This window comes from Metabacillus sp. RB-C-LZQ-3-1 (assembly GCF_058315175.1).
This window is the reverse complement of record NZ_JBZFLI010000005.1, coordinates 295446-311577: the sequence shown is the minus strand read 5'-3', so window position 1 is coordinate 311577 and position 16132 is coordinate 295446. Positions and strand designations below refer to the sequence as shown.

The following is a 16132-nucleotide window of genomic DNA, read 5'->3' as shown; positions in this document are numbered from 1 at the left end:
GGGCCTATTTTTATTTTCTTTCGATATCAATCTTAAATTTATACCTGTCTGCACGATATGAGGACCTTACGAGTTCAAGCGGAGTGCCATTTTCAAGGTAAGTTTCCCGTTGTATAAGCAATACTGGTACACCTTTATTTATATTCAAATGCTGTTGATCTTCCTCATTAACAATGGCTGCCTCAACCGTCTGTGATGCATGGCCAATCGTTAATTCTAAATCATTTTCAATATACGTATATATAGAGCTTGCCAATATATCCGGAGTTAAACCAGGAACTAACTTCACCGGAAGATAGCTAGTCTCAACAGCAATCGGTTCATCATTGGCTAAGCGAAGACGCTTGATTTTATAAATAAGCTCATCATCTTCAAGAGAAAGCATCGCCTTAATGTCTTCATCTGCCGGGTAAATTTCAAAATGCAATAGTTTACTTCCTGGAATTAAGTTACGAGCTTTCATGTCTTCTGTAAAACTCGTAAGTCCTTGAAGATTTTGTTCAAACTTTTGACTTGTAACAAAGGTTCCTTTTCCTTTTTCCCTATAAAGATATCCCCTGTTTACAAGGTTTGTAATAGCTTGACGTACAGTCATGCGACTTATTTGATAGGTTTCTGAGAGCTCTCTTTCTGACGGCAATGCATCACCAGGCCGCAACTCTTCAGACTCTATGGATTTTTTTATTTGCTCTTCTAACTGATAGTACAAGGGAAGAGGAGAATGTTTGTCTATCACTGAAAGATCTCCTTTCGGTATCACTCTAATTCATTATAGTAATACTGCTATGAATTGACAATTCGTTCTATCAAACTTGCTGATCGTAAATAGAAAACTACCTGAAATATACAGGTAGTTTCAATTTTTTTACTTTCTAATCTTTTCAATCTCGTCTGCTACAAATTGCACTTGTGTTCCTACAATAACTTGAATGCTTTGTGGACCAACAATGTTTATACCAGGTATTCCTGTTGATTTTATTTTATTTTGATCAACTGCATTCATGTCTTTCACCTCTATACGAAGTCGTGTAACACAGTTGTCTACAGAAGTCACATTCGCATCTCCGCCTAACCCTTCATAAATCACTTTCGCCATATTTGCGAATTTATTTTCTGAAGTGTCAGATGCGATTTCAGCCTCATCAGTTGTTTCTTCTGTATCTGCCTCTCTGCCAGGTGTTGCAAGATTAAATTTTGTAATTAAAAATCTAAACAAGACATAGTAAATGACAGCAAATGCTAACCCTTGAAGCAATAGCATATAAGGGTGATTTGCTAATGGTAGTCTTGAGCTTAAAACAAAGTCTACTAAGCCTGCACTAAAGCCAAAGCCTGCTGTCCAATGAAAAAATGATGCAATGGCTAATGAGATACCTGTTAAGGCTGCGTGAACAACATAAAGAGCTGGTGCTAAAAACATAAATGAAAACTCAAGTGGTTCTGTAACTCCAGTAAAGAAAGAAGCGAACCCTGCTGCTAGCATTAAAGAGGCTGCTTGTTTTTTTCGTTTCGTCTTTGCTGTATGGTACATTGCCAATGCTGCTGCTGGTAAACCAAACATCATAATTGGGAAGAAACCAGCCTGATACATACCTGTAATACCTTTTGTACCTGTTCCTGCCCAGAAATTACCGATATCATTTATTCCCGCAACATCAAACCAAAATACTGAGTTCAAAGCATGATGTAAACCAGTTGGGATTAATAAACGATTGAAAAATCCATATAATCCTGCTCCGATAAACTCTAACTTACTAATGGCTGTTCCAAAAGAAACTAATCCTGTGAAAATGACAGGCCATGCAAAAAAGAGAATAAATGAGGCAAACAGCATCGATACGGCCGTCATAATTGGAACTAGTCGCTTACCGCTAAAGAAAGCTAAAGCAGCTGGTAACTGAACTTCACTAAAACGATTGTACATCACAGAAGCGACAATACCTGAAAGAATTCCCACAAACTGGTTCCCTATTTTTTCAAAAGCTGGATTAACAGTTTCTGCATCAATTCCTTGCAGCATTGCAACTGAATCTGTAGAAAGTAATGTTGTAATAACAAGATAGGCCACTAAACCACTTATGGCAGCAGAACCATCCTTGTTTTTTGACATTCCTAATGCGACACCTACTGCAAAAAGAATTGACATATTGTCTATAATAGAAGAACCTGCTTTAATTAAGAATGCCGCAACTGGACTTCCTGCACCCCATCCGGCCGGATCAATCCAATATCCAATTCCCATTAATATTGCTGCAGCTGGCAGGACTGCTACAGGCAACATCAAAGACCTACCAATCTTTTGTAAGTATTTCATCATGTTGATTTCCTCCTATCCATTTATAGTAATGGAATAAAATAAGTCATTTGTGCTTTCCTATAATCAAAGTTGAAAGCGTTTCACAAGTTCATAGTATCATCGTTTCGTATAGATGTCTATACCAATTTTATAAACTAAATAAGTATTTTTGTCATGTTTATTGGTAGATTATCCTACATAGTTTCTAACTGGTATAGACAACTATATAAAGAGATGCTATCCTATAGTCATCATTTATAGCTTTCACTAAAACTGCAATATTTATGGGGGGATTCACATGGATTCAATTTCAAACAAATTGATTATCAAACATGGAACCATTTATGCTGAGGATCAAATCCTGAAAGCAGGATATCTTCAAATTGAAAATGAAAAAATAACAAAGCTAAATAAATCAACTGAAAATCTTCATTCAACAGATGACAACATCATTACCCTGCCAGAAAACTATCGTATTATCCCTGGTATGATTGACCTTCATATTCACGGTGTGAATGGTGCTGATACGATGGATGCGACAAGAGAATCTCTTGATACTATGGCTTCTACTCTTCCTAAAGAAGGAACAACTAGTTTCTTGGCAACTACGATAACAGAGGATATAAACGAGATTGAAAAATCATTAGTAAATGCGGGGGAATATATAACCTCCTTCCAATCTGAAGGAAATGCTGAAGTGTTAGGGATTCACTTAGAAGGTCCATTTATTCATAAAGGCAAAGCAGGAGCCCAGCCTGTTCACCATATAGTTGATCCAAACGTCCAAACTTTTAAAAGACTTGAGTCATTATCCAATAATCAGATTAAGCTTGTAACTTTGGCTCCAGAGCTACCAGGAGGAAGTCAGCTTTTAGACTATTTAAAGAATAAAAACATCCTTTCTTCTATAGCCCATTCCGAAGCATCCTATCCTCAGGTTTTAGAAGCGATTGATCATGGGCTTACACATGTAACACATTTATTTAATCAAATGACAGGACTTCACCATCGTGATCCGGGAATTGTAGGAGCTGCTTTCCTAAAGGATGAGTTAATGGTAGAGATAATTGCAGATGGAATCCATGTTTCTCCTGAAATTGTAAAAGTTGCATATAAGCAGATTACAGATGAAAGAATGATGTTAATTACAGACGCCATGAGAGCTAAATGGCTTGAGGATGGCAGATATGACCTGGGCGGTCAGATGGTCACGGTAAAAAACGGGAAAGCTTTACTAGATGAAAACACTTTGGCTGGCAGTGTTCTTAAGATGATTGATGCATTTAAGAATATACAAAAATTTACTGGATGCAGTATTGAGAGCGCGATTAAAATGGCTTGCGAAAACCCTGCCAAGCAGCTAAATATTTTTGACCGAAAAGGAAGTATAGCCGCTGGAAAAGACGCAGATCTTGTGATCCTGGATGAAAATACGGAGATATTTATGACAATTTGCAAAGGAAAAATTGCTTATACAAGAGATGACAGTATGATAGCACTAAAAGAGAAATAATAACCCTACTTGATGCTAGATCTTGATCCTATCTTATTCGGTTTGTAAAAAGGAGATGACAACCTTGAAAATCATTGAAGTAAAAAATTATGATGAAATGAGTAAAAAAGCTGCTGAATATATTATTAATAAGGTTAAAAGCACCCCTCAATTAAATCTAGGTTTGGCAACAGGAGGAACTCCGAAGGGAGTATATCAAAATTTAATTGAAGATTATCATCAACATCATACCTCATACACTCAAATAAAAAGTTTTAACTTAGACGAATATATCGGCCTAAATAAGGATGATCCAAATAGCTATTTCCACTATATGAATGAACATCTATTTAAACATATTGATATTTCACTTGACAATACTCATATTCCGTCAGGCACAAATGAAAACACGCAAGCAGAATGTGATGAATATGAGCAAAAGATCATGAATGCTGGAGGAATAGACCTTCAAATATTAGGAATAGGAGCTAACGGTCATATAGGCTTCAATGAGCCTGGGACCTCCTTTCAATCAAAAACACATGTAGTTGATTTAGCACCTTCTACTCGAAAAGCAAATGCACGATTTTTTAACAGTCTTGAGGAAGTACCAACACAAGCGATTACAATGGGGATCCAAACAATTTTCCAAAGCAGGGAAATTCTCCTTTTAGCTTCAGGAAAAGCAAAACAACAAGCAATGGTCCAGTTATTAAGCGGAGAAGTGACAGAATCTTTCCCAGCTTCCATTCTAAACAACCATCAGAACACAGTTGTTATTGCTGATGAAGAGGCATTACTCGCAGTAAAAGAAATGAGTTTAAATACCTAAAGAAAACATGCCGATTGACGAGTGATTTATTTGCGAAGGTAGAAGATTTTTTCACTAATATTACTTAACATTTTCTTTCTCTTAACGCAAAAAGGTACAAGCCCCATTCTTGGAGCCTGTACCTTTTATATTAATAATGCCTTATCTGATAAAGAGCTATCTGATTTTATTTTTGAGAATTCCTCAAGTAAAGACTTCACAGTTAAGCCTTGTTTCTGTTGTCCTTCTGCCTGAAACACGATTTTCCCTTTATCCATCATGATTAATCGATTGCCCAGGTCTACAGCTTGTTGCATATTATGAGTAATCATTAACGTTGTTAAATTCCCTTTTTCAACAAGCTTTTTTGTTAAATTGGTAATAAGCTCTGCACGTGATGGGTCTAGTGCAGCTGTGTGTTCGTCAAGTAAAAGGATATCGGGTTTTGTAAAAGTAGCCATTAATAATGATAAGGCTTGACGTTCTCCGCCTGATAATAAGCCAACCTTGGCAGATAAGCGATTTTCAAGTCCTAAGCCTAACATCTCTAACTGCTCTTTGAAATACACGCGTCTTTTCGCCGTTACACCCGGTTTTAGTGTTCGCTTATGAACACGTGAGTAGGCGATTGCCAAGTTTTCCTCGATGGTCAATGTCGGTGACGTTCCAGCCATTGGATCCTGGAATACCCGTCCGATATATCGCGACCGCTTATACTCACGTACATCAAGCATTGATTGATCTTTTATTCGTACATCTCCATCATCTGGGGTTATTCGTCCAGCAATCACATTTAGAAGCGTTGATTTCCCTGCTCCATTACTTCCGATCACCGTTACGAAATCACCCTCTTTTAAAGATAAGGAAAGATGGTCAAGGGCTATCTTTTCATCTAGAGATCCCTCATTAAATACTTTAAATATTTGCTCTAGTTGAAGCAATGTCATTCCCCCGCTTTCTGCGTAAGCTTTTTTTCCGTTTATCCTTTTGCTTATCAATCATTTGCGGGATGACAAGAGCACCTATAACAATACATGCTGTAATAAGCTTCATATCACCCGTTTCGAAAAAGTTAACACGAAGGGCTAATGCAACAATTAGACGATAAATAATTGCTCCGATAATAACAGCAATTGTTGCACGGACGATCGTTTTCGTTCCAACTAATGCCTCCCCAATGATAACTGATGCTAAACCGATGATGATCATACCGATCCCCATACCAACATCACTAAATCCATTGTATTGAGCAATAAAAGCACCTGAAAATGCAACAAGTGCATTTGAAAGTCCTAATCCAACAATTTTCAACATATCTGTATTTGCTGAAAAGCTAGTGATCATGTTTTGATTATCACCAACGGCTCTAATCGCAAGACCAAGCTCTGTTTTCAAAAAATAGTCTAAGGCATATTTGATCACTAAAATAATGACCAGCATTGTGATGACGATGGACCAAGTTTTCGGCACATAGCCTTCTAAACCAATTGAAATAAAAAGTTGCTCCAGACCTGTATCAATTCCCAGCTTACCCCACCAATCAAGTAATTGTGTGAAGACCGTTTCCTCTTGTAATAACGGTACATTTGATTTCCCCATAATTCTAAGATTAATAGAATACAAGGCAATCATCATTAATATACCAGATAAAAGCGGGTTAATGTTTCCTTTCGTATGCAAAACCCCTGTGATACAGCCAGCCAAAAAGCCTACAAGTAATGCGACTAACGTGGCTAAGAAAGGGTTCACACCATTCACAATTAAGACAGCACTTACAGCGGCACCTGTGACAAAACTGCCGTCAACTGTTAAATCCGGAAAGTCTAATATTCGAAATGATAAGTATACACCAAGAGCCATAATCGCATAAATTAAGCCTGACTCTACTGATCCAAATAGGGCTGTAAACATATTTTCTCACCTTTTATTCAAGAATTTCTGCTTCTTCTTTCCATTCTTCTTTCATTTCAATTCCCATGTCTTCTGCGGCTTTCGCATTGATTTGAAGCTTTAGATTTTGCGGATATTGTACAGGAACTTCACTTATTTCTTTCTCTCCAGTTAAAATGCTGGCAGCCATTTCTCCTGCTTCAAAGCCGATATCATAGTAGTCAAATCCGTAAGCAGCAAATCCTCCACGTTTAACAGAGTCTAATTCACCAACAAATAGCGGTAGGTCATTATCACTTGCAACACCGATGACACTTTCTAAAGCAGAAACAACAGTATTATCTGTAATTACATATAGAGAATCAACTTTACCTACTAGTGATTCTGTTGCTTGCTTTACTTCAGCTGATGTTGAAACAGATGCTTCAACTACTTCTAAGTCTGTTCCTTCCATTGCTTTTTTCACTAAATCGATTTGCGCAACAGAGTTTTGCTCTCCTGAGTTATAAATCATTCCAACTTTTGTACCCTCAACATTTTCATCAATAAACTTTACTGTGTTCGGAATCGCGTCCGGGTGTGTATCCGTTGTTCCTGTAATATTAGCTCCCGGTTCTTCAAAGCTTTTCACAAGACCTCCACCAACAGGATCTGTTACTGATGTAAATACAATAGGAATATCCTGAGTTGCATTTAATGCACTTTGTGCACTAGGTGTTGAGTTAGCAAAAATTAAATCCACATTGTCCCCAACAAAATTATTCGCGATTGTTTGGCTGTTATTTTGATCCCCCTGTGCGATCTGCACGTCATATTTAACATCCAAGCCTTTTTCCTCTAATGCAGCTTGAAAGCCTTCTAATGCTGCATCTAATGACGGATGCTCTACAATTTGGTTCACACCAACTGTATATGTTTTTTCTCCGCTTCCAGAATCAGTGCTTCCTTCACTTGCACTGCCAGATGAATTTTCACTAGTCCCACAACCAGATAGTGCTAAAAAACTAGCTAACATCATTCCTGTACCAATTTTCCAACCTTTTTTCATCCTATATATCCCCCTTTAGATTACTCTAAATACTCTTTTACGCTTTTATGCTTTTATTGATTAAATTATACAGGAGAAATCAAATAGTTCAATATATTTCGAAAACTTTGTTTACTTTTTTCTATTTTCCATTGTGAAAATCCTTTCATACCAACAAAAAACACAGATATCACAACAATATCTGTGTTTTTCTATGAGAATTGTAAGTAAAGATAACATTCTTTTAAAATACTATTTTTGTAAAATTTGTTCTTTCAACGCTCTTCTTAATATTTTTCCGGTTGTATTTTTCGGAAGCTCTTCTAAAAACTCTATTGAACTTGGTACTTTGTACTTAGCTAAATGCTGTTGGCAATATTCAATGAGCTCATCTTCTGTTACTGTGTTATTCTTTACAACAACAAAGCATTTTACCGCTTCTCCAAAGTTAGGGTCAGGTACTCCTAATACCGCAACCTCAACAACTTCTTCGTGATTATATAACACTTCCTCAACCTCACGGGGATACACATTATATCCTCCGACAATAATCATATCTTTCTTTCGATCGACAATATAAAAATAACCATCATCATCTTTTCTAGCAAGATCACCCGTATATAACCAACCATTTCGGAGGGCATGGGCTGTTTCCTCAGGCATTTTATAATAGCCTTTCATAACGTTAGGTCCTTTTACTATTAACTCTCCTACTTGATTAGCTGGTAATTCATCTCCCAATTCATTCACAACTTTATTTTCTACATTCACGATGTTTGTCCCAATTGAACCCGGTTTTCTTGGACGATCGAGCGGGTTAAAGCATGTAACTGGCGAAGCCTCTGAAAGACCGTACCCTTCTGATATAATAACTTTGAACTTCTGTTCAAATCCTTTTAATAATGCCACAGGCATCGAGGCGCCACCCGAAATGCACATACGTAATGATTGAAAATCTTCTGGTTGGGCTTTATCATATTGAAGTAAAAAGTTATACATTGTAGGTACACCAGCGAAAACTGTTGCTTGATACGTTTTTACAAGATCAAATACAGCCTCAGGACTAAATCTAGGCACAATTAGTAATGTTGCCCCATTCATTAGTGGTGCATTTAACGCAACGGTCAAGCAAAAAACATGGAACATCGGTAGAACAGTTACGATCACATCCTCATTATTCATCTTTAAGTAATTAGCTGTATCAATTGCATTACTGTATAGGTTTTTATGTGTCAGCATCGCACCTTTTGGTTTACCAGTCGTTCCGGATGTATATAAAATAACCGCAACATCTTCATCATCAAGCTCAGGACCATTAAATTGACTACTTCCCGTTGACAGCATCTTTGTAAACCCTTTCAACTTTGTATAAATTGAAAGCTTTGAAATATCCATTTCTTTTTTGTTAGCATTTGGCGGTGTTTCACACGTAATAATATGTTCAAGATTTGGTATCATTTGATCCATCTTCTCAAAAAATGGCAGAAGCAGATCCAATATGACAGCTGCCTTAACGTCTCCATTATTAATGATATAGGCGATTTCATCAGGTGTGTAGATTGGGTTAACCGGAATAACGGTCGCACCTGCTCGTAAGGCACCGTATAAAGAAATAATAAAGTGTGGCGAGTTCCCTAAAACTATAGCAACATGATCCCCTTTATTAATTCCTAACTCCTTTAAACTGCTTGCAAATTGATTGATTGCACCTTCTAGTTGCAAATAAGTTGTTTCAGTTCCATCAAAAATAAAAGCCGGCTTTATTCCATGCTCTTTTACAGTTTCTGAAAACCGTAAAGATAAATTCATTCTCCCACCCCTTTTGCAAAATGAATGAACACCCATTCATTTCTTATGATAGAAACTTTTTTCTAACGGTAAGAGGACTTACCTATAGAAAAGCATTCTATTTTCATTATATTGAAAGGAAGGAATTTTCACAATAACTGGAATTGATTTCATATTCTATATTTACTAGATTAATGGCGGCAAGGCTCATTCCACTATCGGAGCTGAACCTAAGCCGGCCACAAACTAGTGATCCTGTCCTGAACTCCATACAAATCCTGTGCTAGCAAGATTAATTCTTCCTTTATAGAGCACTTTTGCCTGTGCTACTAGTTCTTCATGATCTCCAAAATGAGGAAGATGTGTTAACAATAGATGCTTTACCTTAGCCGTTTGGGCAATACTTCCAACCTCACTGCTATTCAGATGACCTGCACTTTTCCCGTCTTGATGAGAATATAAACTACACTCTGCAATTAACAAATCAGCATCGGCTGAAAATGGAATAAAATTTTCCTGGTAACTAGTATCAGCTGTATATATAACAGTTGATTCCTGATCCGTGATTTTCATAGCAAAACAGGGTGCCGGGTGTATTGTTCGCAAAAAAGTAATCGAAAAAGGGCCGATTGATATCGTGTCTTTTTCCTTATACGCGATGCCCATTGTTGCATCCTTATACGTTAATTTTTGAAATCCTGCTTGATCCAAATCATGTCCGTAAACCGGCAATGTTTTTTTCTTATTCTGAATCAATGACGTGACATAGCAGCCATATTGTAAAGGACCTATATCCGCTACATGATCATGATGATAATGTGATACTATCACAGCATCTAATTGATCAATTGAGATTATTTCCTGTAACTTCGACAAAACGGCACTACCGCAATCTACCAATAACCGAAACCCGCTTGATTCGAACAAATACCCGGAAGTTGCCTCTCCAGCCTTTGGGAAACCACCCCAATACCCTATGACCGTTACTTTCATGAATCATTCAACCCCTTCTACTTTTCTCACCATGATCATTATACCCTTAGTCAAATTGTTTTAGAATTCACTATGATCTGAGGAATTTTATTGCAAAAAAATGGGCTAATACCCATTTTTCCAGAAATCCCCCTTAAGAAATCAGTGATTAGCACATATCCCCTCGATTATTGTTACAAAACAGTCGTTGACATAACCAATACTGTTATAATACAATATGGGTAACAAATCAAACGGAGGGGATCCAGATGTTAGTGAAATTAACTGAATTTTTTAGAAATTTACCAAAAAAACATTGTAAAGAGTGTGGCTGTGAAATCGAGGAACAGCATGAGTGTTATGGGAATACATGCAACGAATGCTTACATGTAACAGATCTTTAATCTATTTTTTTGCACACGCTGTTAAACAACAGATTAATAATTATCTGATTGATATGATACAGAGTGAATCATTTTTGAAAGTATAAAATAAGGAGGTTGGCCTAAAGGCCAACCTCCTTATTTTATGATGTCGCGACTAAATGATCTTTACCGGTAGATGAACCCCGATATGCCAGCTTAGAAAAAAATTCATGCTTTTCAAAAGAACGGAATTGCTTTTTATGTATTTTTTCACATATAACGTCAATTGATTTTTCAGCCATATCCTCTACAGGTTGAATTACCGTTGTAATCATCGGATCTACTAGTTTTGTAATCTCCATATTATCAAAGCCCACGACAGCTAAATCCTCCGGTACTCTCCAACCTAATTTTTTCGCCTCTGATATAATGCCTGCTGCAACAGCATCTCCTCCAGCGAAAACAGCTGTTGGTGATACCTTCATACAAGCTAATTTTCGAAACACCTGCTTACCGTCTTCAACCGTTGAGACTCTATCAAAATAATATTTATCATAAGATTGCATATTTGCTTCCCGTAAAGCAGCTTGAAACCCCTTAATCCTCGCCCTCATTCCTTCGCTTTTTGTACCATTTGAACAATAAGCGATATGGGTATGTCCCCTTTCAATCAAGTGCTTTGCAATAACATAGCCGCTTTGCGCTTGATTTACATACACCATCGGAATGTCAGCATTCTCAAGTTTCTCATTACAAAGAACAATCGGACCATAATGTAAATAAGAATCAATCACAGACCAGTCATTTTCAACAGCTGTCATAATGATCCCATCGACTTGTTTGGTTTTTAATAGATTTAAGTACCGACATTCTTTTTGTTTTGAGAATTGAGTTTGACAAATAATTAATTGATACCCTTTTGATGAAGCTTTCATCTCTAGTAACTCAATTAACTGACTAAAGAAAGGCGTGGATATTTTCGGTATTAATACAGCAATAATTCCCGTCTTTTGATTTCTTAAGCTCCGTGCAGCAGAATTTGGAACATACCCCAATTGCTCCATTGCCTTCTGCACAAGTTCTTTTTTCTCATCTGAAACATATGGGTGATCATTTAACACTCTGGAAACAGTTGTTCTAGATAATCCCGCTAGCTTCGCGACATCTTCAATGGTAGACAAATTACTCCCTCCCCATAGGCTCTATGTTGCCCACCTTGCTTGACCTTGGAAACGTTTTCAAATATGATTATATGAAAATATCATCTATAATTCAATCCTTTTTTACAAAAAGTGTTTATTATCCTATGTGTTTTAAAGTTTATTTAATGAGGACCACTTTCTTCGTTTTCCAAAAGCGATTTAGCCTTTATAGGCCATATAAAGAAAACTCACCATATGCGGTGAGTTTTTACATTTTAATATCCCAATTGTTCTGTCTAAACTTTTGTCATTTCGGCTTTAAATTTCAGAAAAGCACCTCAAAACGGAACCCTTTACCATTACGGATCAGCTTTTACCTTAGACGCTTTCAGTTAATTCATCATGAGCACGATCTTTTTTGACCTTTCGAGAAAAATATAGAATCGTTCCGATCATCATCAAGATCATGACTCCAGCTAATTTATACACTTGCTCCCACAAAGCTCCAAAATCTCCAATCGATATAATCGATCTAAACCCAGCTACAGAATAAGTCATTGGTAGCCAATGATTGATTTTTTGAAAAATCTCAGGAAGCAATTCAACTGGGAAAGTACCAGCACTTGTTGTTAATTGAAGAATTAACACAATAATCGCAATAAATCTTCCTGGATTATCCATCGTTGTCACTAAGAATTGTACGATCGCCATAAACGTTAAGCTTGTTAACATACTAAACAGAATAAAATATCCAACACTTTTTACTTCTAACCCTAATCCATATAACAGGACAAGGTCTGCTAATAATGCTTGGGTGATTGCGACAATACTCAACACACTAAATTTACTAGCAAATAAAGAAATTCCTGATTTCGGTTTCCCTGCCGTATTGCGTAATGGAAATACAACAGTAACAAGTAATGAACCTACAAATAAAGCTAATGATAAAAAGTATGGAGCAAGACCTGTTCCATAATTTGAAACTTTATTGATTTCTTTTGTTTCAAGGTGAACGGGATCTGCGATCATTTCATATTGATCATCAGAGCCTTTCACATCCTTCGTATCATTCGTTGCGTCACTCAACTTGCTCGAAAGCTCATTTGTCCCATCAGAAAGATCTGTTACACCACTATTTAATGTACTTGCACCATCTGCCAGTTTAACCGTTCCATCCTCTAACGCCGCAGAGCCGCTAGCCAATTCATGTATCCCATGATCTAGTTCTTTTCCGCCATTTTCTAGTTGTTCTACCCCAGCTTTTGCTTCACCAATTTTTTCTCCAAAAGTCTTTAATCCTTGGCTCATTTGAGATTGGGCATCATTTATTTTAACCGCTCCATCATAAAGTTCTTTCTGTCCTGCTGTTAACTGTTGAACAGCGTTTTCTACAGATGTTGTTCCTTCATGAAGCTTACTTGTATTTTCCGGTAATTGTTCTACATTTGCATATAGATCATTTGCTCCATCAGCTAACTGATGTAAGTTCGTCGCTAATTGCTTCCCTCCAGCATCTATACTATTTAATGCTTCAACAAGACCAAGTAGTTGCTTTTGTTGTTCGTCATTTAAAGGAGCCTGTTCAAGGGTTGTTGCTAATTGATTTACCGTATCAGTTAATGCAGAAATGTTTTGTGAAAGGGAATCAGCTCCTTGACTTGCTGATACATTTCCTTCTGCAAGCTGTTTTGTACCTGCAACTAATCGTGGCGCACTCTCATTTAATTGATTTGTCCCCACAGTTAGTTGGGGTAAAGCTTCTTTAAGTTCTTCCATTCCTCTTAGAGACTGTTCTAGTCCCTTTACCAAGTTTCCTGTACCATTTTCTGTTTGCACAGCTCCATCATAAAGCTCACTTTGTCCTTGTTGCATAGCCGATAGTCCACTATTGACTGCAGATAGTCCATTTGACAGTTGGGTGGAACCATTTGACGCTTCATTAAGTCCATCCTTAAACATAACCGCCTTCGAAACAAGCTCATGAAGATTTTCATCTAAAGACTTAGATCCTTCTTGAAGGTCAGACACTCCATCATTTATTTTTCCAGCCCCTTCACTAGCATCACTTATTCCGTCAGCCATCAATTCGATATTTTCAAACAAGCTTTCCGCGTATGTTTTCGTTAAAGAATTGGCGACCTCTTCTTTTATTTTTGCTACTGCACTTTCTCCAATTTGACCAGAGATAAAGTTATAGCCTTTATTTGTTGTAAACGTAAGTCCAAGTTGCTTAGGTTCATCATCTAATAAAGTCGTGGCATTTTCAGAAAAGTCTTCAGGTATTTCGATCACCATATAAAACTTGTGGTCCTGAAGCCCTTTTTCCGCTACTTCTTTGTTAACAAAATGCCAATCAAAGCTTTTGTTTTCTTTTAAATTGTCGACGAGCTCGCCACCAACATCAAGCTCCTCCTCTTCAAACGTTGTACCTGTATCTTGATTTACAACTGCAACCGGAAGCTGATCCAGCTTTCCGTACGGATCCCAAAAAGCACTAAGATATCCTCCACTATACATTAACGGTATAAACAAAACTCCAATGACAGCAATAAGCACTTTCTTATTTTTAAATAGTGACTTCCATTCTTCTTTCAATAATGACATGGTATACCTCCTCCTTTATAACTCGAACTTATTAATGATAGACATGTCATAGCGACAGAATAAAACCTAATGACCATTTTATCCATTTGGTCATTTTCTACGAAAAGAAGAGGATTATCACATTGACAATCCTTTTAATAGGTACTCTTCAAAAATCTCGGCAATTTTTTCTTTTCCGAGTGGCTGATGATGTTTTTCCCAATCAAAAATAAGTGATACATACAGCTTTAAAATAATAAAAGCAGTTAATTCTGGATCACATTGTTTAAGTTCTTTTCGGTCAATCGCTTCAATGATTTTTTGTTTAATATAATGTAACACCATTTCTTCCACTTTTCGGACACCCTCATTAACAGTTGGTGTTCCTAGTTCTTGACTTTCCTGAAATAGTTTAATGGTTAATTGGTGTGTTTTACGGAATTCTAATATGCTATATAAAGCTTGATGAACACTGTCAACAAACGGACGTTGTGAATTAAATGCTTCATCTGCAGCTACTTTCATATCAAGTAACAGGCGATCAATGATCTCGGAAAATAATTCTTCTTTATTTTTATAAAACGTATAGATTGTTCCTTTTCCAACATTCGCTAGTTTTGACACTAGATCCATCGTTGTCCCTTTATATCCAAATTGTGAAAACGACTTCGTTGCAGCTTCCAATATTTGTTGCTTACGGTCTATGCTCATAACCTTCACTCCTTAAGAAAAGCACCAGCGTCCTGATCAACCTAAGTCAACGTTTTGGAATAGAAGGTGTTCTTTATTCCAAATTGGCTAAACCCTAGAGGCAGTTACTTATGCGACATCCTGCCGCTGTAACTGCACTTGCACGCCCTGTGCGATCTAAGGCTAGGCGCTGTAGCTAGACACTAAAACTAAGTACAAAATTTTACGCCTTCTTACCTTCGAAAAAAACTGACCAATTGAACAATTTGGTCATCCGTTATTCATATAATATATCATGCCCTTGCCTTTTTTACAAGTTGAATGCTATTCAGCTTTTTTGATCGCTAGTTCTCCTAATAAACTCTCGATTTGCTCCAGCTGTTCCTGATTCTCAATCACGACAAAATTTGTTGTCCAAAATAGTGTTCCTTTTACTTTTATCGAAAGTTTGTAGCTGTTGTCAACTCTTGTGCTATAGCCATAAAGTTCATGCCAACGAATAATTTTTTCCGTTTGATAGGAATGAATGTGTTGTGTGGAATAATACCTGCCATCCAAAATAATTCCGTCAGATAAAATATAAAAACAACTCTTATGCTTTACAGAACTAATAAGGATAAAAAATAAATATGCAGAACTAAAGAAGGATGATTTCAACCAGTCTGTTGCGAGGACCATAATCAGAAGAATAAAAAGCAATAGTAAAGCTATGAAAGTTCCCCACTTTACATACTTGTATGTTTTTGTATGCTTTGATAACGGTTCCATCTCTTTCCACTCATTCGGGATCAAAATATGTTGATAATCCCTTTTAGCTTTTGGATAAACAGCTTCATTTGCCATTTCGGCGGCTTTTTTTATATTCAATCGATATTGAATTAAATATGTAATCCCCATAATAAAAATAAGAATAAATAGAATATCAATCATTCGAATCTCTTCCCCCTCTTACATGTGAATCTATAGTTGCTCTTTCAACTTGTCTTCTTTCTATATAATACGAATCCAGTTAAAAATAAGTTTCATAGATTATGTAATCTTTTACATTTTTTAAACTTTTAGCTTATTAGCGATAA

14 protein-coding genes are annotated in these 16132 nt (G+C 36.8%); 3 read left to right on the top strand and 11 right to left on the bottom strand.

The annotated features are described in order from the left end of the window. Positions 1–10 precede the first annotated feature (10 nt). Together AC4GZ8_RS10895 and nagE are read right to left on the bottom strand one after the other, a co-directional pair. Complete coding sequence (locus AC4GZ8_RS10895; protein WP_491081875.1) at positions 11–736, bottom strand: GntR family transcriptional regulator; 726 nt, start codon at positions 734–736, stop codon at positions 11–13. Between the two features lie 129 nt (positions 737–865). Further along, positions 866–2317 (bottom strand): N-acetylglucosamine-specific PTS transporter subunit IIBC, encoded by a 1452-nt coding sequence (gene nagE, locus AC4GZ8_RS10890; RefSeq protein ID WP_491081874.1) that lies wholly within the window; start codon positions 2315–2317, stop codon positions 866–868. A gap of 277 nt (positions 2318–2594) precedes the next feature. Here nagE and nagA point away from each other — a divergent pair, with 277 nt between their 5' ends. Together nagA and nagB are read left to right on the top strand one after the other, a co-directional pair. Continuing rightward, positions 2595–3809, top strand: coding sequence for an N-acetylglucosamine-6-phosphate deacetylase (nagA, locus tag AC4GZ8_RS10885; protein ID WP_491081873.1), 1215 nt, complete (start codon positions 2595–2597; stop codon positions 3807–3809). A gap of 64 nt (positions 3810–3873) precedes the next feature. After that, positions 3874–4620 carry a glucosamine-6-phosphate deaminase gene (nagB, locus tag AC4GZ8_RS10880; RefSeq protein WP_491081872.1) on the top strand — a complete coding sequence of 249 codons (747 nt, stop codon included), beginning with the start codon at positions 3874–3876 and terminating at the stop codon, positions 4618–4620. 125 nt (positions 4621–4745) lie between these two features. Here nagB and AC4GZ8_RS10875 read toward each other — a convergent pair whose 3' ends face one another. The 5 genes from AC4GZ8_RS10875 to AC4GZ8_RS10855 all read right to left on the bottom strand — a co-directional run bounded on the left by AC4GZ8_RS10875 (position 4746) and on the right by AC4GZ8_RS10855 (position 10297). Beyond that, entirely contained in the window at positions 4746–5540 is a 795-nt protein-coding gene (locus AC4GZ8_RS10875; protein WP_491081871.1) for an ABC transporter ATP-binding protein, read from the bottom strand. Further along, positions 5515–6510, bottom strand: coding sequence for an ABC transporter permease (locus AC4GZ8_RS10870; RefSeq protein WP_491081870.1), 996 nt, complete (start codon positions 6508–6510; stop codon positions 5515–5517). Before AC4GZ8_RS10870 ends, AC4GZ8_RS10875 begins: the two co-directional genes overlap by 26 nt. A 13-nt stretch (positions 6511–6523) precedes the next feature. Beyond that, a complete protein-coding gene (locus AC4GZ8_RS10865) occupies positions 6524–7537 on the bottom strand; it encodes an ABC transporter substrate-binding protein (RefSeq protein WP_491081869.1) in 1014 nt (337 codons plus the stop codon). 231 nt (positions 7538–7768) lie between these two features. Continuing rightward, positions 7769–9325, bottom strand: coding sequence for a fatty acid--CoA ligase family protein (locus AC4GZ8_RS10860; protein ID WP_491081868.1), 1557 nt, complete (start codon positions 9323–9325; stop codon positions 7769–7771). A gap of 225 nt (positions 9326–9550) precedes the next feature. Next, a complete protein-coding gene (locus tag AC4GZ8_RS10855) occupies positions 9551–10297 on the bottom strand; it encodes an MBL fold metallo-hydrolase (RefSeq protein ID WP_491081867.1) in 747 nt (248 codons plus the stop codon). Positions 10298–10545: 248 nt separating this feature from the next. Between AC4GZ8_RS10855 and yhfH the strand changes: the two genes are divergently transcribed. After that, a complete protein-coding gene (gene yhfH, locus AC4GZ8_RS10850) occupies positions 10546–10680 on the top strand; it encodes a protein YhfH (RefSeq protein ID WP_491081866.1) in 135 nt (44 codons plus the stop codon). Positions 10681–10802: 122 nt separating this feature from the next. Here the strand turns inward: yhfH and AC4GZ8_RS10845 are convergent, their stop codons facing one another. The 4 genes from AC4GZ8_RS10845 to AC4GZ8_RS10830 form a co-directional block, all read right to left on the bottom strand. Further along, entirely contained in the window at positions 10803–11822 is a 1020-nt protein-coding gene (locus tag AC4GZ8_RS10845; RefSeq protein ID WP_491081865.1) for a LacI family DNA-binding transcriptional regulator, read from the bottom strand. A gap of 339 nt (positions 11823–12161) precedes the next feature. Continuing rightward, a complete protein-coding gene (locus AC4GZ8_RS10840) occupies positions 12162–14387 on the bottom strand; it encodes a YhgE/Pip family protein (RefSeq protein WP_491081864.1) in 2226 nt (741 codons plus the stop codon). A 117-nt stretch (positions 14388–14504) separates the two neighbouring features. After that, positions 14505–15077 carry a TetR/AcrR family transcriptional regulator gene (locus tag AC4GZ8_RS10835; protein WP_491081863.1) on the bottom strand — a complete coding sequence of 191 codons (573 nt, stop codon included), beginning with the start codon at positions 15075–15077 and terminating at the stop codon, positions 14505–14507. Positions 15078–15380: 303 nt separating this feature from the next. Then, on the bottom strand, positions 15381–15986 hold the full coding sequence (locus AC4GZ8_RS10830) for a hypothetical protein (protein WP_491081862.1): 606 nt from the start codon (positions 15984–15986) through the stop codon (positions 15381–15383). Positions 15987–16132: the final 146 nt, after the last annotated feature.